Origin of the sequence: Marinomonas sp. FW-1 (genome assembly GCF_005222245.1) — a bacterium.
GTDB classification, from domain to species: domain Bacteria; phylum Pseudomonadota; class Gammaproteobacteria; order Pseudomonadales; family Marinomonadaceae; genus Marinomonas; species Marinomonas alcarazii.
The window spans coordinates 76,899-95,168 of the sequence record NZ_CP025987.1; the positions used below are offsets into that span (position 1 = coordinate 76,899).

The 18,270-nt window shown below is 45.9% G+C and carries 16 protein-coding genes; 7 read left to right on the plus strand and 9 right to left on the minus strand.

Translation table 11 applies throughout. From position 1 onward, the window contains the following. The first annotated feature begins 4 nt into the window (after window positions 1–4). Window positions 5–1,165 carry a GNAT family N-acetyltransferase gene (locus C1X04_RS00345; protein ID WP_137168859.1) on the plus strand — a complete coding sequence of 387 codons (1,161 nt, stop codon included), beginning with the start codon at window positions 5–7 and terminating at the stop codon, window positions 1,163–1,165. 30 nt (window positions 1,166–1,195) lie between these two features. Here C1X04_RS00345 and C1X04_RS00350 read toward each other — a convergent pair whose 3' ends face one another. Then, a complete protein-coding gene (locus C1X04_RS00350) occupies window positions 1,196–2,173 on the minus strand; it encodes a YafY family protein (protein ID WP_137168860.1) in 978 nt (325 codons plus the stop codon). Window positions 2,174–2,352: 179 nt separating this feature from the next. On the opposite strand from C1X04_RS00350, the gene C1X04_RS00355 reads away from it, so the two are divergent. Continuing rightward, window positions 2,353–2,994, plus strand: a complete 642-nt coding sequence (locus C1X04_RS00355; RefSeq protein ID WP_137168861.1) for a glutathione S-transferase family protein — start codon at window positions 2,353–2,355, stop codon at window positions 2,992–2,994. Window positions 2,995–3,084: 90 nt separating this feature from the next. Here C1X04_RS00355 and C1X04_RS00360 read toward each other — a convergent pair whose 3' ends face one another. Next, on the minus strand, window positions 3,085–3,987 hold the full coding sequence (locus C1X04_RS00360) for a LysR family transcriptional regulator (RefSeq protein ID WP_137168862.1): 903 nt from the start codon (window positions 3,985–3,987) through the stop codon (window positions 3,085–3,087). Between the two features lie 163 nt (window positions 3,988–4,150). On the opposite strand from C1X04_RS00360, the gene C1X04_RS00365 reads away from it, so the two are divergent. After that, a complete protein-coding gene (locus C1X04_RS00365; protein ID WP_254682383.1) occupies window positions 4,151–4,927 on the plus strand; it encodes a TSUP family transporter in 777 nt (258 codons plus the stop codon). A 26-nt stretch (window positions 4,928–4,953) separates the two neighbouring features. On the opposite strand, the gene hmpA is transcribed toward C1X04_RS00365, so the two are convergent. Next, window positions 4,954–6,144: an NO-inducible flavohemoprotein gene (hmpA, locus tag C1X04_RS00370; RefSeq protein WP_137168863.1), complete on the minus strand. Its 1,191-nt coding sequence runs from the start codon at window positions 6,142–6,144 to the stop codon at window positions 4,954–4,956. A 205-nt stretch (window positions 6,145–6,349) separates the two neighbouring features. Here hmpA and norR point away from each other — a divergent pair, with 205 nt between their 5' ends. Continuing rightward, a complete protein-coding gene (norR, locus tag C1X04_RS00375; RefSeq protein WP_175404869.1) occupies window positions 6,350–7,930 on the plus strand; it encodes a nitric oxide reductase transcriptional regulator NorR in 1,581 nt (526 codons plus the stop codon). A gap of 151 nt (window positions 7,931–8,081) precedes the next feature. Here the strand turns inward: norR and C1X04_RS00380 are convergent, their stop codons facing one another. Both C1X04_RS00380 and C1X04_RS00385 read right to left on the minus strand, forming a co-directional pair. Then, window positions 8,082–8,507, minus strand: a complete 426-nt coding sequence (locus C1X04_RS00380; RefSeq protein ID WP_137168865.1) for a group II truncated hemoglobin — start codon at window positions 8,505–8,507, stop codon at window positions 8,082–8,084. A gap of 1 nt (window position 8,508) precedes the next feature. Continuing rightward, on the minus strand, window positions 8,509–8,712 hold the full coding sequence (locus C1X04_RS00385; protein ID WP_110576385.1) for a hypothetical protein: 204 nt from the start codon (window positions 8,710–8,712) through the stop codon (window positions 8,509–8,511). 331 nt (window positions 8,713–9,043) lie between these two features. Between C1X04_RS00385 and C1X04_RS00390 the strand changes: the two genes are divergently transcribed. Next, entirely contained in the window at window positions 9,044–10,408 is a 1,365-nt protein-coding gene (locus tag C1X04_RS00390) for an MATE family efflux transporter (protein ID WP_368073952.1), read from the plus strand. Window positions 10,409–10,413: 5 nt separating this feature from the next. Here C1X04_RS00390 and C1X04_RS00395 read toward each other — a convergent pair whose 3' ends face one another. Then, window positions 10,414–11,193, minus strand: coding sequence for an FCD domain-containing protein (locus C1X04_RS00395; protein WP_137168866.1), 780 nt, complete (start codon window positions 11,191–11,193; stop codon window positions 10,414–10,416). Window positions 11,194–11,438: 245 nt separating this feature from the next. Here C1X04_RS00395 and C1X04_RS00400 point away from each other — a divergent pair, with 245 nt between their 5' ends. Beyond that, window positions 11,439–14,330, plus strand: a complete 2,892-nt coding sequence (locus tag C1X04_RS00400) for an FAD-binding and (Fe-S)-binding domain-containing protein (RefSeq protein ID WP_137168867.1) — start codon at window positions 11,439–11,441, stop codon at window positions 14,328–14,330. A 205-nt stretch (window positions 14,331–14,535) separates the two neighbouring features. Here C1X04_RS00400 and C1X04_RS00405 read toward each other — a convergent pair whose 3' ends face one another. Next, the gene (locus C1X04_RS00405) at window positions 14,536–15,342 is read right to left on the minus strand and encodes a sulfite exporter TauE/SafE family protein (protein ID WP_137168868.1); all 807 of its coding nucleotides are present in this window, start codon (window positions 15,340–15,342) and stop codon (window positions 14,536–14,538) included. Between the two features lie 80 nt (window positions 15,343–15,422). Further along, a complete protein-coding gene (locus C1X04_RS00410; RefSeq protein WP_137168869.1) occupies window positions 15,423–16,313 on the minus strand; it encodes a LysR family transcriptional regulator in 891 nt (296 codons plus the stop codon). A gap of 174 nt (window positions 16,314–16,487) precedes the next feature. Between C1X04_RS00410 and C1X04_RS00415 the strand changes: the two genes are divergently transcribed. Continuing rightward, a complete protein-coding gene (locus C1X04_RS00415) occupies window positions 16,488–16,703 on the plus strand; it encodes a DUF2798 domain-containing protein (RefSeq protein ID WP_137168870.1) in 216 nt (71 codons plus the stop codon). Between the two features lie 130 nt (window positions 16,704–16,833). Here the strand turns inward: C1X04_RS00415 and C1X04_RS00420 are convergent, their stop codons facing one another. Continuing rightward, window positions 16,834–18,240, minus strand: coding sequence for a sodium:alanine symporter family protein (locus C1X04_RS00420; protein ID WP_137168871.1), 1,407 nt, complete (start codon window positions 18,238–18,240; stop codon window positions 16,834–16,836). Window positions 18,241–18,270: the final 30 nt, after the last annotated feature.

Sequence of the window (18,270 nt, forward strand, 5' to 3'; positions counted from 1 at the left end):
CAGTATGAAAGCGCAATGGTTCAGTTCGGTTGATCAAATAGGCGAAGCCAAATGGCAAGACGCTATTGGAGAAACGCGATATCCGTTTGCGCAATTTGCCTTTCATCAGGCCTTAGAGCAAAGCAAAAGCATTGGCGACGGTACCGGCTGGTACCCAGAATACTTGCTGGTGATGGACGACGATGGCAGCCCGCTGGCCATCGCCCCAACCTATTTGAAAACCCACTCTCAGGGTGAGTTTGTTTTCGATTGGTCATGGGCGGACGCTTACCAACGTTACGGCATGCGCTACTTTCCTAAGCGTATTTGGGCTATTCCCTTCTCACCAGTAACAGGTGTACGGCTTTTTTCGCACCTTGATCCGAAAGGCGATGATGCCGCATTTTCCCATCTGTACCCAGCGCTTGCCGAACTCATGACAAGTGCCAACCAAGAGCGAGCATTTTCAAGCTGGCATCTGTTATTTGCTAAGCCAGAACACGCGGCTCTATTTGCACCAAATAAAGACCTACTGCACCGAATTTCCTGTCAGTTCCATTGGTTTAACCGCGGTTATAAAGACATGGAAGATTACTTCTCGCACTTCTCCAGCCGTAAGCGTAAAACCGCGCGCAAGGAACGAGAGAAAGTCGCTAAGGAAGGCATTACACTGACTAGAACCATCGGCAGCGACCTAACTACTGCAGACATCGACTTCTTTTATCTGTGCTATCAATCCACTTACGCCAAACGTGGTCAACAAGGCTATTTAACTCGAGAATTTTTTGGTCAACTAGCGGCAAATATGGGCGAGCAAATCCTCTTGGTGCAAGCTTTCAGAGGTGACGAAGCCATCGCTGCGTCTTGGTGTTTCTTTGATGATCATTCTTTGTATGGCCGCTACTGGGGCTGTATGGAAGAAGTAGATTGCCTGCACTTTGAAGCCTGCTACTACCAAGGCATTGAGTTTTGCCTAGAAAAAGGGTTACAGCATTTTGATCCAGGTACTCAAGGGGAACACAAAATCGCCCGAGGCTTCGAACCTGTGTTCAGCCACAGCGTCCACTACATCGCCCATGAAGGTTTCCGTGAAGCCATAGGTAACTTCTGTGAAGAAGAAGCCCAAGCCGTGCGTGAGTATCATCAAGATACCCATGAAATGCTGCCGTTTAAGCAGGAAAGCTGATTACTGCCAATGGCTCGGGAGGAAATTTGCTTAATTTGGAGAATCATTTCTCTGATATAGCACTGCCAAGGACGACACCAGCTCTTCCATTGCTAAACGCAGTTCTGGTGGGTCAATGACTTCTAGTTCGGCACCAAAGCGCAACAGTTCAGCACAGCCATGTGACGATTCGCCCACTGGAAATCTAGCTCGGTGCCAGCCTGAATCATCCATCGGCTCAATCGTCGCCTGTTTCATCACATAAGAAGAACACACGTACTCCATGATTTTAACACCCAACGCGGTTAAACGTACTTCGGCGATAATTGGAAATTGAAGCGCTTCCATACGGCGTAAACTGGCTTGCCAAAACGCGGCTAAATTGAAGTCTTTAGGCCGCTCGAATGTCTCACCCAGTAAGGTCAGCGATTCAATACGAGATACGCGATATGTTCGAACGTCTGTATCGACCTTCGCCATTAAATACCACTGTCCACCTTTTAAAACGATGCCTAGAGGTTGGGTCTGACGTTGTATTTCGCCTTTCCAACTCTGATAGCGCATGGTAATAAGCCGTTGCTCCAATACGGCTGTCATCAATGTTGGCAAGTAGGTGACTTGTTCATCGTCAGAAAACCAATTTGGCGTGTCCAGTAAAAATCGACTTTGTAGGCGTTCTGCTTCGTGCCGAACCGTGTCTGGTAAGGCGGATTTTAGCTTCAGTTGTGCGTCAGCCAGCGTTGCCTCCAATCCCATCTTTTGGGCTGGGCCAGACAACCCGGCCAAAAACAGTGTTTCTGCTTCTTTGGCGGAAAGTCCGTTCAAACGGGTACGGTAGCCTTGCAACAACCGATAGCCACCTTGCACTCCTTGTTCGCTGTAGACGGGTACGCCAATAGCACTAAGCGCCTCGATATCTCGATAAACCGTACGAATAGAGGTTTCACTGGCGTCAGCCAATTCAGCGGCCGTGACCTTCTCGTGGGTTTGCAACATCATCAGTATTTTGAGTATTCGGCTGGCTCGCATGAGGCTCTCCTTTCACTGTTCTTTGTCGTCGAGCTAAGTCATCTTGCCAACTAACAGCACTAAGCGAATGTTTTTTCGTCAGTATAAAGTATAAACCTGACACTAGATGTCAGGTTTAGTCACTAATATAGCTCATGTAACAACCAAAAATGATCTAACAACCTAATGAGGTAACGGATATGAGCGAGATTCAAAGCAACCAAGACACCATCACTCTGTACCATGCTCCACAAACCCGAGGCACTGGCGTTTGGGTATTGCTGGAAGAGTTGGGGATTCCCTATGATATGAAAGTGCTGAATTTCAAAACCGGTGAAAATCAACAACCGGAGTTTCTCGCTATCAACCCTTTGGGGAAATTTCCAACGCTTGTTCATAACGGCACCGTGGTAACGGAACAAGTCGCCTGCTATTTGTATTTAGCCGATTTATTTCCCGAAAAGGGCTTGGCGCCAGCCTTAAATGACCCCAAACGTGGAGCGTATTTACGCTGGATGGCCTACCAAGGTAGCAGTTTTGAGCCAGCTGTGATTGATAAAGCCTTTAATCGTCCTCCCGTTGAGGCTTCACAATCATCTTATGGTAGCTTTGATAAAATGCTGCAAACACTATTCGATCAAATCGCCAAAGGCCCTTATTTATTGGGAGAGGAGCTGTACGCAGTGGATATTCTTTGGGGCTTGAGTTTGAAGTGGTGCCGCATGTTTGGATTAATTACGACGAACCCTGTGGTCGACGCCTATATTGACCGTGTCACCTCTCGTCCTACCTTCACAAGCGTGGAGAAACAAGAGCAAGTGTTGTTGCTTGCCCAGTCATAATCAATTGTCTAAATAAAACAGAGCTTGAGTATCACCATATACTCAAGTTTTTTGTTTTTTTAAAAGACGATTTACCAATATGACTGGAAATTACGGTGTCATGTTATGTGCTGAAGTGTTTACATTCAGTGTAGTTAATTCTGTGCAAATCAGCTCTAAAAACGCTTCTTTTGCGCTGTGGTATCCAGTGTTTTTATTCCAAATAAAGTAATTTGCAACAGGGTGTAATTGATCAAAAACATATCCTTTTATCCCGTCTATTTGCTTGAATTGCTCGTAAAGTCCCCTTGGCACCAAAGATACGCCAGCGCCAGCACTTACACATCCTAAAATAGTGCCATAACTCGCAATGCTGGTTATTGGCACCGATACGCTATTCTTTTCTAGCCAGTTTTCAAGCGCTTTTCGATAAGGACATCCTGTCGGCCACATGTAGATAGTTCTGCCAATTAGGCTGGTTGGCGATGTGATGGGCTCAAAAGAAGGCGATGCAATGAGCACCAATTCCTCATGATAAATTTCGATACATTCGATGTTTGGGTTTACAGGTTTCACGGCAATGATAGCGCTGTCTAGCTCATGCTTTGCGACGGCTTCTTCTAAGTTTTCCCATGTACTGGTTGAGAATTCTATGTCGACCCTAGGATGCAGCTGATGGTATTTCGATAAAAGCTTAGGTAATCGACTCGTTGCAGACGATTCAATAGCACCAATGCTGAGCTTTCCTGCTGGGGTGCTATCTCTTGCTATTGCTCTTTTAGACTCCTTAGTCAGCATAAGAATCTTGTTTGTGTACTCCAAAAATAAGTTTCCCGACGGGCTCAGTATTACCCCTCTTCCCTGACGAATGAGTAATGGTTCACCTAGTTCATCCTCTAGATGTTTTATACGGGTGGTGATGTTGGAGGGGACGCAATGAAGTTTTTCTGCAGCCTTTGCGATGCTGCCTAAATCGGCAATGGCTTTGAACATTCGTAATTGTTGAAGTTCCATTCAGATGCTCATTTTAAGTGAATTATAAGTTCAATATAAGTCACTTTTATTCATTTATCGAGCCTCTTAAAGTTCCAAAGTATTGGCAGTAAACATTGGTAACTTATATAAGGAGATTACAATAGACATTATTACGCTTGGCGTATTTTCATTTTTTGGTGGCTTGATCGATGCCGCTGTTGGCGGTGGTGGGTTAATTTTAATACCGGCTTTGCTGCATGCGTTGCCTGAGCAGGCATTATCAACGGTGTTTGGTACCAATAAATTAGCCGTTTGGGCTGGAACTTTATCGTCCATTCGCTCATACATGAAGCGTATCAACATTGTTTGGTGCATCATGATTCCAACCGCTATCTCTGCGTTTGTCTTTGCATATTTAGGCGCTAAATCTATTTCCAAAATACCAGAAGAATTAATGCAGTATTTGGTGTTTTTGTTGTTAATCAGTATGGCTGTTTATACGTTTAGACAAAAAGATCTTGGCCTAAATCACACGGTTCTTGAAGGCAAAAGAATCGAGCTATTCAAAGGAATAATGTTTGGAGGTTTAATTGGGTTTTACGATGGTATGTTTGGTCCAGGAAGCGGAAGCTTCTTAATATTTCTTTTTATTCGAGGCTTTGGCTTTGATTTTTTAAATGCCTCCGCCTCGGCCAAGCTCATTAACCTAGGGACATTTACCTCTGCTTTGTTGTTTTTCATACCCAGTGGAAATGTATTGTGGCAGATAGGTGGAGTCATTGCTGTTTGTAATATTCTTGGCGCATTTGTTGGTGTGTTTCTAGCACTTCGATTTGGCAGCGGCTTCATTCGAGTGTTGTTTTTAATCTTACTGATTTTTTTAATTGGGCGTATGGGGCTTAATCTATTAGGCTCTTCCCCCTTAGCAGGGGGAGGAGCTAGTCTTGCTGTATTAACTCCCTCCCTTTTTGTTTCCTAAGGGGAGGGGTCGGGATGGGTTAACTATCACACCTCTTGATGCGGGCCGAATAGTTCGTAATGAATTCGGTCGGCTTCCACGCCAAGGGTTAGCAATTGCTGTTTCACAAACACCATGAAACCAACAGGTCCGCACAAGTAAAACTCGCCATTTGTCAGCGGTAGGCTGTCTTTTATCGCATCTAGCTGCATCATGCCTTTTGACACGCCTTCTTCTTCATTGTCAGCTTGTTCGTACCAAGTATGAACAGACAAGTTTAGTTGGTTTTTCAGACCGTTTACGTGCTCTTTAAAAGAATGCTGACCTTGGTGAGCGCAAGCGTGTAAATAGCTCACTGGGTGGCTGTATTGCTGTTTGGCGAGTGTATCCAATATGGCTTGCATGGGTGTTAAGCCAACGCCACCAGAAATCAGTACCACAGGTGTTTGCTTGTCTTTGAATACGAAATCCCCTGCTGGTGGCATGACTTCTATTTCGTCCCCAATGTTTAAATGATCGTGTAGGTAGTTCGACATAACCCCTTTGATATCGCCCGTTCCTTCACGTTTGACGCTGATACGATAATTTTTACCATTTGGCGCGGTTGATAGAGAGTATTGACGTATCTCATCGAACTCATTGCCTTTTGGATGTAACTTAACGCCCAAGTATTGACCAGGTTGGTAGTCGATCACTGCGCCACCATCGACTGGCTCAAACACAAAGCTGGTGACCAAATCGGATTCAGGTGTTTTGGAGGCAACACGGAAGCGACGAAAATCTTTCCAGCCACCTTGTTGCGCGGCACGCTCTTTATACAGATCGCCTTCGACCTTGATAAAGATATCCGCGAGTTGAGTGTACGCAGCCGCCCAAGCTTCTTCTACGTCTTTGGTGAACGCTTCTGGAGCCAGCTCACGTAAGGTTTCAATAAGGTGGTGACCAACGATATCGTATTGATTTGGTTGGATATTAAAACTGGTGTGCTTATGAGCAATTCGCATCACGGCGCTGGTCAGCACTTCGAGGTTATCGATATGTGTCGCGTAGGCCGCGATGGCATTGAACAAAGCCGCAGGCTGACCACCGGTTCTTTGATGCGTCATGTTGAACACATCTTTTAGTTCTGGGTTATGAGAAAACATGCGTTGATAGAAATGCTCAGTAATCGCGGTCCCTGCAGAAGCAAGAAGTGGGATAGTGGCTTTTACTGTATCTATATGATGTTGAGTTAACATGTTTGTATCCTTTTAAAGGGGTGAATAAAGCGTGTTAACTTTTATATAGCGAAGTGTGTGCCAACTAAAAAATGGCATTGAAAATCAATGGTTTGTATTTTATTCGTTAAATTAAGAGTCAATAAGACTCGCTAATAAAAAAGTCTATATGATATCTTTGAGTCAAATTGACACGAAAGCCAATTCGCCTTTTGAGCTGATAACTATGAATCAGGTTTCTAACAACGCTTTACTGAGTTTTGCCCTCGATCTTGCTAGCGCGGTGACACAGCCGAATCGCTTCGAACAATTGGTTTATGCTGTGCGGGCAACGATCAACTGCGATGCTGTTGTGCTGCTTTCTCACAGCAATGGCGTACTGACACCGCTTGCCCAGCGCGGTTTATCAGAAGACCTGATGGGACGCCGATTTATTATCGATGAACACCCACGTTTGAAAGCGATTAGCAGTGACCATTATCCGGTTCGTTTTCCAACAGACTCACCTCTTCCCGACCCTTACGATGGCATGGTGTTAGGCCATGACGAGAATTTGCCTGTGCATTCCTGCATGGGCGTGCCTTTGTATTTGGAAGGGAAATTAATCGGAGTTGTCACCTTAGACAGTATCCAACCGGGCGTTTTTGATGATATCGACGCGCGTGCGTTAGAAATCATCGGCACCATGGCAGCCATGACACTAAATACCGCCATCTTGATGGAACAATTAGAAAACCAGTCGCAACATGCCCAAAATGTATTGAAGGTAATTGGCGAGCAAAGTAGTGAAATGATCGGCCAAAGCAAAGCGATGCAAGACCTTAAACAGTCGATTAATCTGGTTGCCTCGTCGGATTTTTCTATTCTGATCGAAGGTGAAACGGGCGTAGGCAAAGAGCTGGTGGCAAGAGCGCTGCATGAGCATTCTTCTCGCGCTGAAGCGCCTATGGTTTATGTAAACTGCGCCGCGATTCCGCACCACCTCATCGAAAGTGAGCTGTTTGGCCATGTAAAAGGAGCGTTTACGGGAGCTGACCGAGACCGAGATGGTAAGTTCTTGTTGGCAGACGGCGGAACCTTATTGCTGGATGAAATTGGTGAATTACCGTTGGAAGTGCAAGGAACGTTACTCCGAGCCATTCAGAATCAAGAGATTCAGGCGGTTGGCAAAGATCAAATTCGCAAAGTAAACGTTCGTATTATCGCGGCGACTAATCGACATTTAGAAGCTGAAGTCGCAGAAAATCGCTTTCGTGCGGATTTATTCCATCGCCTCAGCGTCTTCCCGATTCACGTACCGCCATTACGAGAACGACAAGGCGATGTTCCTGTGTTGGCTGGATTCTTCGCTGAGCGTTTCCGACGTAAATTAGGGCTTCAGCAACTGACGTTATCTGCGTCAGCTATCGACATGCTTGAAGCGTATCACTGGCCAGGAAATGTACGTGAATTAGAGCATGTCATTTCCCGTGCGGCGCTCTTTTCTAAGGCCGAAACTGTTAAGACAGGACAAACAAATGGCATCACTATTATCTCTCCAGCGCATTTAACAGGGCTACAAATTGATAACAGCATTCAAGAAAAGATACAGAGCAATGAAACATTACGGCCCATTACAGGCCATCAAGAAACAATAGATTTGCGTTTAGAAACAGAAGCTTACCAACGAAATATGATTCGTAAAGCATTGGAAACGAACGAAGGGAACTGGACTAAAGCTGCTCAACAGCTGTCTATGGACCGCGCCAACCTAGCCCGCTTGGCAAAACGCCTAGGTGTTGTCGTTGCTAAGGAAGTACGCTCTTAGACCCCCTCCCAGCCTCCCCCTTCAAGACACAAGGGGGAGGAGCAGTACCGCTTTGTTCCCTCCCTTTTCAATACACAAGTAGGGAGGAGCTAAGACTTTTTGTTCCCTCCCCTTATCTTCAAGAGGAGGGTTAGGGAGGGGTTGCAAGTTCTTAGCCATGCCTCGCTGCACTTACTTGGCGAATACGCTCAGCAGGAAATTCGAGTTTAGGCAGCAAATACGCTTTTAATTCGTCTGCGTAACCCAGTTCGTCGAGTGCCGCTGCCATGCAGTTTAGCCACATGGCTTTTTCTTTTTCAGTGACGATTAGGTGGGCATGAGCTTGAGGTAAACTGATTGGGCCATACTTTTTCGAGAACAATTTCTCGCCGCCCATCCAACCGGATAAAAATGACACCAACTTGTCGATGGTCAGTTCGATATCACTTGGATGCATATCAAACAGCGGTCGATACTCTGGCGTGCTCTCCATGATGCGATAGAAGGTTTCGACTAATTTTTGCAAGCCCGGTAATCCGCCGACAGCTTGTAGAGTCGCATCGCCTTCGCCATAAACGGGAGGGTTAGACACCGTCATGTTATTCGGCGTCTTTTGGTTGGTTTTGTGCTTTTTTCGCTTCTTTCTCTTTGTCCATTTTGATTGAGTTGCGATAACCGCCCAGTGCCGCCAACGCGCCAATGATGAAACTCATGTAAAGTGGAATTTGAAACAGCATAGTAATACTGATGAAGACACACCCTACGGCTAAACCTTCAATAAAGGGTTTGAGTTTCTTGGGCATAACAGTTCTCCAAACGATAAAAAATAAACGCGAGTCTAGCAAATTTCCGCGACGATGTGAGCACGATTGTGGAAAAAAGCATCACTTATCCAATATTAGAAACATTGAATTTTAGCGAATGTGTTCGGCCTATTTTTGTGGGTAAGTAGGTGATAAACGAGAATTATACCTGTTAACTACCATTTTTTGACCAATTATTGCACAAAGTCATTAAGAACTGCCCTGAATTGTGAATAACTGATATTATTTTCCACAGATCAGTGTGTTCCTGTTTTTCCGTTTTGACTATTTTTTATCCACAGAATTTTAAATACTCACAAGTGAGATCCGTGTGTCAAAGTTATCCCCCAGTTCTATTTTTTGCTCGTTTCGTGCAAATGCCGTTTTGAACCAGAAAATTTGGCGCATGGCGTGGCCGCCAATGGTGTCGAACATCACCACGCCTTTGTTGGGTTTAGTGGATACCGCCGTCGTCGGACACTTGGGTACGGCAACGCACCTTGCTGCAGTGGCAATTGGCGCAAGTATTTTCAGCTTTATCTTTTGGGCATTTGGTTTTTTGCGCATGGGCTCAACCGGATTGACCGCACAAGCTCTGGGGCAAGGTGACGAACGACGCGTTCGAGAGCTGCTTTTGCAATCAATCTTGATGGGTGTATTCATCGGTTTAATGCTGATTTTGTTCCGAGCGCCTTTGATTGATTTGGCGATCACCTTAATGGAACCCAGTGCTGAGGTTGAACCTTGGGCACGCTTGTATTGCGAAGCGCGCATACTTAGTGCGCCAGCCGTACTAGCGGGTTATGCCTTAATGGGCTGGTTCTTTGGTGTGCAATATTCCAAGGGGCCACTGTGGATGCTGTTGGTGATCAACGTTGCCAATATGGTGCTCGATTATGTCGCGGTTTATGGATTAGGCATGGCGAGTGACGGTGTGGCATGGGCGACCGTGTTTGCGCATTATATTGGCGTCACTGTTGCTGGCGTATTGGCTTGGCATAAGCTAAAAGGCTTTTCCGGTCATGTGCCGCTAAGTGTGTTAGCAAAATGGCGTGAATACATGGCCTTGGTAAAAGTGAACCGCTACCTGTTTGTGCGGACCATCCTCTTGTTGTTAGTGATGTTGTTTTTTACCGCACAAGGTGCGCGCCAAGGCGATTCTATTCTTGCCGCCAACGCGGTGTTACTAACTTTCTTGATGATTATTTCTAACGCCTTGGATGGCTTTGCTTTTTCGGTAGAAGCCTTATGTGGTGAATATTATGGCCGCAAAGACAAAGCCAATTTTCAAAAAGTGATTCAGCTTTCTACCTATTGGGCGCTGTTTGCAGCGGTTATTTTGATGCTGGTATTTTGGCTTTTTGGTAATCAAATCATTGCGTTATTGACTAACGTGCAAACTGTTCGAGATGATGCGGCTCTGTACCTACCTTGGCTTATCTTCTTCCCTCTGTTGGGTATTTGGTCTTTTATGCTGGATGGCATTTTCATCGGCACAACCAGCGTAAAACAAATGCAAAACACCATGATCATTTGTGTGGTCTGCGTGTTTTTTCCTGTGTGGTTTATTAGCCAAGATCTTGGTAATCATGGCTTATGGCTCAGCCAAGCCATGTTGTTTATCGCCAGAGCGATTACACTTTATTGGTGTTATCTGCAAAACATGAAAAAAGGTGTTTGGTTCGAGAACCTTTAACCTCTTTAATTATCTGATTTCTGGTGCTCGTTTCTGCGTAGCGAGCGCTGGATACGTGTTTCTTCTTGGCGCATTTTCAATAAATTGTCTTCGACGAAAACCAAATGCGCATGTGCCGCCGTGCGAGCGGCTTCGGCGTCGCCAGCCATGATGGCTTGATAAAGGTTGGTGTGTTGTTCCATCACTCGCTGACGGGCGGCTTGTTTCTCGAATAGATTCCTAAGGTTACTCGAAATGCTTTTCGCTAACATGGCGTGCAGGCCGCGAAGTGTGTGCAGCAACACCACATTGTGCGCCGCTTCCGCAATGATCATGTGAAATTCCACGTCTAACTTGGCTTCCAAGGCGAAAGCTTTGTTTTGGTTGGCTTCTATCAGCTGATTAAAGCAATGCGTAAGTTTGGTCTTGTCTGCATCGGTACTGCGCAACGCCGCATAGTAAGCAGCAAGACTTTCTAGCGCATCGCGAAATTCCAATTGGTCGTATAAAAACTCATCGTGGGAACTGAGCAAATCTTGCAGGGGATCGGCAAAGGAACTGCCGAGCTGTTCCGACACATAAGTGCCGCCGCCATGACGACTGAATAACACGCCGCGCGCGATCAGCTTTTGAATGGCTTCCCGCAACGAAGGTCGAGATACCTCAAAGCGTGCGGCTAATTCCCTTTCTGGTGGCAGTTTTTGCCCCGCCGTAAAACTGCCTTCCAAAATCATGCTTTCTAACTCTTTCATGATGATGTCGGAAATTTTCGGCTGTTTAACGCGACCAAAGTGATTGGATTCCATGACTTTTCCTAAAAATGTATTCTATAAAGTTGGCTTTAGCGCTTTCTGTGTATAAGTTTAAAAGTGGTAAAACCAATTGATCTTGCTGCTAAAATTCACGAAATATCGACTAAACTATCAGTTGACAAAGTTTCTTTGAATTCTTACTGTGCCTTATATTCAAAAGGTAAATTGGTCTTACCAATTTGTCTAGCTTAATTTTTAGTATAAATAATAAAAACAGGCGACTCGCCGTGGGACTTCTGATGAACACAGCCACAACTGCTACCGACTCACTTGCTGATAAAACGGCTCAATATCACGACTTTTACTTGGCGCTGAAAAACGCGAAAAGTGGCGCGATTGATGAGACTCGATTGATCCGCGATCCACTGCGCACCTTGGCGTATGGCACAGATGCGAGCTTTTATCGGCTGATTCCGCAGCTGGTAGTGCGAGTCGATAACGAAGCGGAAGTGCAGTTGGTGCTGAAAAAAGCCAGAAAACGTAATTTGCCAGTGACTTTTCGTGCGGCGGGCACAAGTTTATCTGGGCAGGCGGTCACCGACTCCATTTTGATGCAATTGTCTGATAACTGGAAAGGCCATAGGATCCACGAACACGGCCATCATATTTCACTTCAACCAGGCATTATCGGTGCGCGCGCGAATCAACTATTGGCGCCCTTTCAGCGTAAAATCGGCCCAGACCCCGCCTCTATCAATGCTTGTATGATTGGCGGTATTGCCGCCAACAACGCCAGCGGCATGTGCTGTGGCACAGCGCAAAATAGCTATCATACTATCCAAAGTGCGCGTTTAATTTTTGCCGATGGCTCGTTATTGGATACCGCTGACGGCGCAAGCCGATTGGCGTTTGGCAATCGTCATGCAGACTTGCTTGATACGCTGGTTCGTTTGTCTAAAAGCGTGCAAGCCAATAGCGAACTGGCTGAAAGAATTAGACACAAATACCGTTTAAAAAACACGACAGGATACAGCTTAAACAGCCTAACCGATTACCATGATCCGTTTGATATCTTGCTGCATCTGATGATCGGTTCCGAAGGGACTTTGGGCTTTATCAGCGAAGTTACCTACGAAACCGTGGTCGATCACCCTATTAAAGCGGCGGCGATGATCTTCTTTGAAGATATGGAAGTCACCTGCCGAGCGGTGACGGCGTTAAAAAGCTCACCGGTTTCTGCGGTAGAATTGATTGACCGTGCTGGCTTACGTGCGGTGGAAGGCAAACCTGGGATGCCGGAACTGTTGTCGTCTCTTGGCACGCAAGCGGCCGGTTTATTGGTCGACGTACGCGCCGCAGATGCCGAAGAATTAGACGCCAATTTGGCCTTGGTGAGACAAGCATTAAGCGACCAAGCAACGCTGAACCCGATTGAATTTACCCAAGACAAAGTCACTTACGATTCCTATTGGAAGATCCGCAAAGGCTTGTTCCCTGCCGTTGGTGCAGTGCGTCCAGTTGGCACCACGGTGATTATCGAAGACGTCGCCTTCCCTGTCGAACAGCTTGCGGAAGGTGTTTTGGAGCTACAAGGCGTGTTTCAAAAACATGGTTACCGTGAAGCGATTTTGTTCGGTCATGCTTTAGAAGGCAACTTACACTTTGTCTTTACCCAAGGCTTCGATGACCCGCACGAAGTAAAGCGCTATGAACAACTGATGGATGAAGTAGCGCAACTCGTTGCAGTGAAATACAAGGGCTCGTTAAAAGCGGAACACGGCACAGGCCGTAACATGGCGCCTTATGTGGAGTTGGAGTGGGGTAAAGAAGCCTACGACATCATGTGGGAAATCAAGCGTGCGTTTGATCCGCAAGGCTTGCTGAACCCAGATGTGATTTTGTCGCACAATGCCAACTTGCATGTCCAGAATCTCAAACCCTTGCCAAGGGCCAATGACAAAGTCGATACCTGCATCGAATGTGGCTTTTGTGAATCCTCTTGTCCATCCAAATCCATTACCTTAACGCCGCGTCAGCGCATAGTGATTTGGCGTGAGATTCAGCGATTAACCGCAATGGGTACAGATCCGCAACGCTTAGCGGAGTTAAAAAAAGACTATGATTATCAAGGGGTTGATACCTGTGCTGGCTGTGGCTTGTGTTCGATGCAGTGTCCCGTAGGCATCAATACCGGCGATTTAACCCGCGAATTACGTCATGATCGCCATCCAAACAGCAAAGTCGGTTATTGGATTGCCGATCATTTTGAAGGCGTGACCAAAACTGCAAGAGTCGGCCTCAACCTTGCCAGCGGCACGCGTCGTATTATTGGCGATTCAGGAATGACGGCCATTACCTCGGTAATGAATAAAGTTTCCCAAGGCGCTGTACCGAAGTGGCATAAACAAATGCCCAATGCTGCGTCATCATTGAAGTCTATTCCTGTCTTGCAATGTGATGATATGCAAAGCAATGACCTACAAAAAGAAGTCATCTACTTCCCTAGCTGTGCGACTCGTGTCATGGGCGCGGGGCCAAATGCCGACGATAAACGCTCCGTCATGGAGGTGATGTTCTCTGTATTGCAAAAAGCAGGCTACAAAGTCACTGTACCTAATAATATCGACAGTCAATGCTGCGGTATGGCGTTTCAGTCCAAAGGGCAATTCGACGCAGCCAACCAAAAAGCCAATGACCTCAATCGTTTACTGCTCGACGCCAGCGATAACGGACGAATCCCTATCGTTTGTGATGTGAGCCCTTGCCTGTTACGAATGCAAGAAAGCCTTGATCCTTGTTTGGAACTGCATGAGCAAGTAGGCTTTGTCTCGACTCATGTGATGCCAAACCTAATGGTAAAAGAGAAGCTTGGTAAAATTGCGCTGCATGTAACGTGCAGCACAACCCGCATGGGACTCGCTGACAGCTTCGTGCAGCTTGCTCATCAACTCGCCAATGAAGTGGTGATTCCGCCAGACATTACTTGCTGCGGCTTTGCAGGCGATAAAGGCTTTTCCACTCCAGAACTCAACGCCAGCGCCTTGAAAACCCTAGCCAAAGCCGTAGACGGCTGCGAAGCGGGTTATTCCAACAGCCGCACCTGCGAGATTGGCTTATCGGAACACAGCGGCATCGAGTATCAATCTATTGTCTATCTTGTCGATCAACTGAGCGAATCTTCGCGAGCCTAGACAGTCCTCTTGAACCGCTTGAACTTGTTATGTCGACACTATTGTTCATTTAGCGAATGTCACCAGACCAATATCTCACGGATATTTGCACATAAATGTTTTTGAGCAATTGACTCTGATATAGCGGTTTCCAGATCAACATCTCGCGGATGTTTGCGCTTTAGCGCCGGAGCGAGAGTTGATCTGGAAACAGCGTTAATGCGGACTAAAGCATAAACGTCGAGTACAAGCCAAATCCGCAGACGATGAGTAGCGCCCAGCCGATGAATTGGAAGAAGACGGGTGTTTCGGCTTTTTGGATGCGTTCATGTAGTTTTTGCCCAAAGACGTGACCAATCAAGGCACAAGGCAGTAGCCAAAGTTGGTGGATGAGCTGTAAGTCGACGCCGGCGATTAGGAAGGATGCCATTTTGATCATGACGAGAATAAACCAAAGTACGAATAAGGTATCGCGCAGTTGATGGCGCGGTACTTTTGTAGCGAAGACAGAGACGATGAGCGGTGCGCCAATTAAGGAAGTGCCGCTCACGTAACCGCCCAGCATAAGGAAAACCGTGTCTAGGAATTTGTTGTTGGTATAAAACGGCTTATTCAATATGTAAGACACGGCAAAAACGGCAACGATGACAAAAATTACGCCAGTGACTATGTTGCCCGGTAAAGTTAATAAGCCAAATACGCCGATTAGTTTCGGAACTATCATGATGCCGAGGGCTTTTTTTAAATAACCCCAAGCGATGTTGCTTTGTGCCTCTTTTGGTATGTCACTATTATCTGTTGCAGATTTCGTTTCTTTCTTTAGGGTTCTTGATCCTTGCCAAGCAATCCAGCTGGAAAACACTAAAAGATGAATGGAAATAATTGGCAAAAATAACAGCGGATCATTTTTTACCAATAATAGGAAAGGTAACGCTAACACGGCGCCGCCAAATCCTAAGCCACTGCGAACAAAGCCGCTCCATATAAAAATGGCGCCGATTAGGGCGTATTGCCACCAAAGTAAGTGTTCCATGATTGTCCTTCGTGCTTAGCAATGAGATTGAATTGTGTGAGAGCAATGTCCGTTAGTGTAACCAAAGTTTCCCTTTTAGACTAAGGGCTTGGATGAAACCAAGTCTGTTGGTGAAGGTATTGAGTGAGTTCATCACGCAATAGTTTTGCTCTGGCTGATAAGCTACGTCGATAAGGCCAAACCAAGAAAATCTCTCGATTTTGTCCACGCCACTCTGGTAAGACCCGAACCAGTTCACCTGTTTCTAGAGCGCTCATCACCATGCTCATGGGCATTAACGCAATGCCTGCACCCGCTTTAGTAAGATTTAGCGTGATGGTCATATCGTTACTAAGGTGTCGGTGCTCTTTGTTGAGCGAATGAAGCTCTCCTTGGTTGTTCGTCAGCAACCAATCGGCAAACATTTTGGAGGCTATGCTCGGCACTTGCTGTAGGTCTTCTATCGTTTTAGGTAACGGGAAGGAGGCCTTTGGTGAAGCAACTAGAATTGGAATAATGTGACCGAGTTTCTTTTGAATTAATGACGAGCTGGTTTGATTACCTGAACGCAGTGCGATGTCTGCCCTTGTGTCTCTGATGTCCTGAAGGGCATTGCTAAGTTCGATATTTAATTCAATTTCTGGGTACTGTTGAACAAAGTTTTTCCAAAATGCATCCAGAGGCCCGCTGCCTAAATTGACTGGAGCCAGTATTTTTAAATCCCCTTTCAAACTGTTTAAAGTCTGATCAAGGTTGGATATGCGTTGGTCCAAAGCATCAATAAATTCCGCGCATTCCTCGTAGTAGCTTTCTCCCACTGGCGTGAGCGTGAGCCCTTTTGTTGAGCGATGTAATAACTCGCAGCCGAGTTTTTGTTCAAGGGCGCTGATACGACGAGACACGGTCGCTATTGTCATATCAAGATGTTGAGCGGCGGCAGTCAGACTATTCTTATTCGCTGCGGTGATAAAGATCTTTAGGTCATCAAGCATTTTGCATTTTCGTAAATTTGATTTTAAAAAATCAGTATATTTACAAATATTGATATTTGCTAATATCTCTGCAATACGTTTAGTCGATTCGCTACTGCCGCCTGGTGCTCTGTTTTGGTTTTTTTATGCGTTGGAGCGATGCAGAGAAGGCGGTAAGTCTATCAGGAGAGAAAAATGAAACATCGAATTATTTTTGCCGTGCTTATGTCTTTTACTTTGTCGTTGATGATGTCTGCATGGATTACGTATCTGAATATTGGGTTACATCCAAATTTCGTCTCTTTCTGGATGGGAGCTTGGGTATTGGCTTGGCCTGCTGCGGGGATTATTTCTTTTATCGCAGGGCCATTTTTGCACGGCTTGGCGCATAAGCTGGCCGCGAAAATTTAGTGCTTGTGATAACACCTTATTCAGTATAAAAATCAGAAACGAAAAACCCGCTTGTGCAGCGGGTTTTTTTGTCTTTGCCATAAAGCTAAGTCAGCTTTAAATCTGTAAGAACGAAATCAGCAAGAACGACTTATTTGCTTGGTTTTTCATCCCAAACACTAAGGTCGATATCGTCACGAACTTCTGGGTAGTCTTCGGAATTGAAAACTGGTGTATGCGTTTTCAATTGATTGAAATAGTCTTTGGTTAACTTCACGACTAAACCAGATAGCATCATGATGGCGATTAAGTTGATCGTTGCCATTAGACCCATTGCTGCATCCGCGGCATTGAATACCATTGCCACACTTTCATAAGCGCCCCATGGGATCATGCCAAGCGCTAAGATGCGAAGGATAAAAATGCCTGGTTTGTTCGCCCATTTTAGGTAAGTCAGCGCATTTTCTGCGTAGCTGTAGTTACCGATGATGGACGTGAAAGCGAAGAAGAAAATCGCAATAGCAACAAAGTAATGACCTGCACTACCAATGTGAGTTGTTAGGGCGGTTTGCGTCAACATAATACCAGTTTGACCGTTACCCAAGGCACCAGACAATAGAATCATCAAGGCTGTTGCTGTACAAATCAGTAGCGTATCAATGAAAACACCTAATGATTGAACCATGCCTTGAGATGCTGGGTGATGAGGGTTTGGCGTAGCAACCGCTGCAATGTTTGGTGCAGAACCCATACCCGCTTCGTTAGAAAACAAGCCGCGTTTAACGCCGTTTAGCATCGCACCTAAAACACCACCAGCCGCTTGTTCAATACCAAATGCGCTTTTGAAGATCAACGCGAAGGCCGCAGGGACGTCAGAGATATTGGTGAAGATGACATACAAGGCAAGCAGTAGGTATAAAACGGCCATGAATGGCACAACGACTTCAGCAAAACGTGCAATCTTTTTGATGCCGCCGAAGATAACAATCGCTGCCAACAACATGATGACGATGCCAGTAACATTAGTATCGATGCCAAATGCGCCTTCCATTGCACCCGCAATTGAGTTGGCTTGAACCGCATTAAATACCAAACCGAATGCCAAGATAAGCGCAAGCGAAAAGACAGCGCCAGCCCAAGGCGCTTTCAAGCCTTTGCTGATGTAAAACGCTGGACCGCCGCGCAATTGTCCATTTTGGTCGCGTACTTTGTAAAGCTGAGCCAAGGTGCTCTCTGCGTAAGCGGTAGCCATACCAATAACAGCGACAACCCACATCCAGAAAATAGCGCCAGGGCCACCTAGATAAAGAGCAACAGCAACACCTGTCATGTTGCCAGTGCCTACTCGGGAAGCCAAACTGGTACAAAGTGCTTGGAAAGGAGAGATACCGCCACGGTCAGTTTGTGGTGCTTTAAGGACGGTGCGAATGAATTCGGGAAAGCGTCGAACCTGAATAAAGCCAAGGCGCAATGTAAAATAAACGCCAACGGCCAGTAGTCCGTAAATGAGGATATAACCCCAGAAAATGTCATTTAAAAAATTGATGATGGCTGCCATGTAGGGCACTCCCTTTATTCGATAATATCG

Coding starts and splice junctions, on each gene's coding strand:
- C1X04_RS00345 (WP_137168859.1), top strand. CDS start 5: ATGAAAGCGCAATGGTTCAGTTCGGTTGATCAAATAGGCGAAGCCAAA.
- C1X04_RS00350 (WP_137168860.1), bottom strand. CDS start 2,173: ATGCGAGCCAGCCGAATACTCAAAATACTGATGATGTTGCAAACCCAC.
- C1X04_RS00355 (WP_137168861.1), top strand. CDS start 2,353: ATGAGCGAGATTCAAAGCAACCAAGACACCATCACTCTGTACCATGCT.
- C1X04_RS00360 (WP_137168862.1), bottom strand. CDS start 3,987: ATGGAACTTCAACAATTACGAATGTTCAAAGCCATTGCCGATTTAGGC.
- hmpA (WP_137168863.1), bottom strand. CDS start 6,144: ATGTTAACTCAACATCATATAGATACAGTAAAAGCCACTATCCCACTT.
- norR (WP_175404869.1), top strand. CDS start 6,350: ATGAATCAGGTTTCTAACAACGCTTTACTGAGTTTTGCCCTCGATCTT.
- C1X04_RS00380 (WP_137168865.1), bottom strand. CDS start 8,507: ATGACGGTGTCTAACCCTCCCGTTTATGGCGAAGGCGATGCGACTCTA.
- C1X04_RS00385 (WP_110576385.1), bottom strand. CDS start 8,712: ATGCCCAAGAAACTCAAACCCTTTATTGAAGGTTTAGCCGTAGGGTGT.
- C1X04_RS00395 (WP_137168866.1), bottom strand. CDS start 11,193: ATGGAATCCAATCACTTTGGTCGCGTTAAACAGCCGAAAATTTCCGAC.
- C1X04_RS00400 (WP_137168867.1), top strand. CDS start 11,439: ATGAACACAGCCACAACTGCTACCGACTCACTTGCTGATAAAACGGCT.
- C1X04_RS00405 (WP_137168868.1), bottom strand. CDS start 15,342: ATGGAACACTTACTTTGGTGGCAATACGCCCTAATCGGCGCCATTTTT.
- C1X04_RS00410 (WP_137168869.1), bottom strand. CDS start 16,313: ATGCTTGATGACCTAAAGATCTTTATCACCGCAGCGAATAAGAATAGT.
- C1X04_RS00415 (WP_137168870.1), top strand. CDS start 16,488: ATGAAACATCGAATTATTTTTGCCGTGCTTATGTCTTTTACTTTGTCG.
- C1X04_RS00420 (WP_137168871.1), bottom strand. CDS start 18,240: ATGGCAGCCATCATCAATTTTTTAAATGACATTTTCTGGGGTTATATC.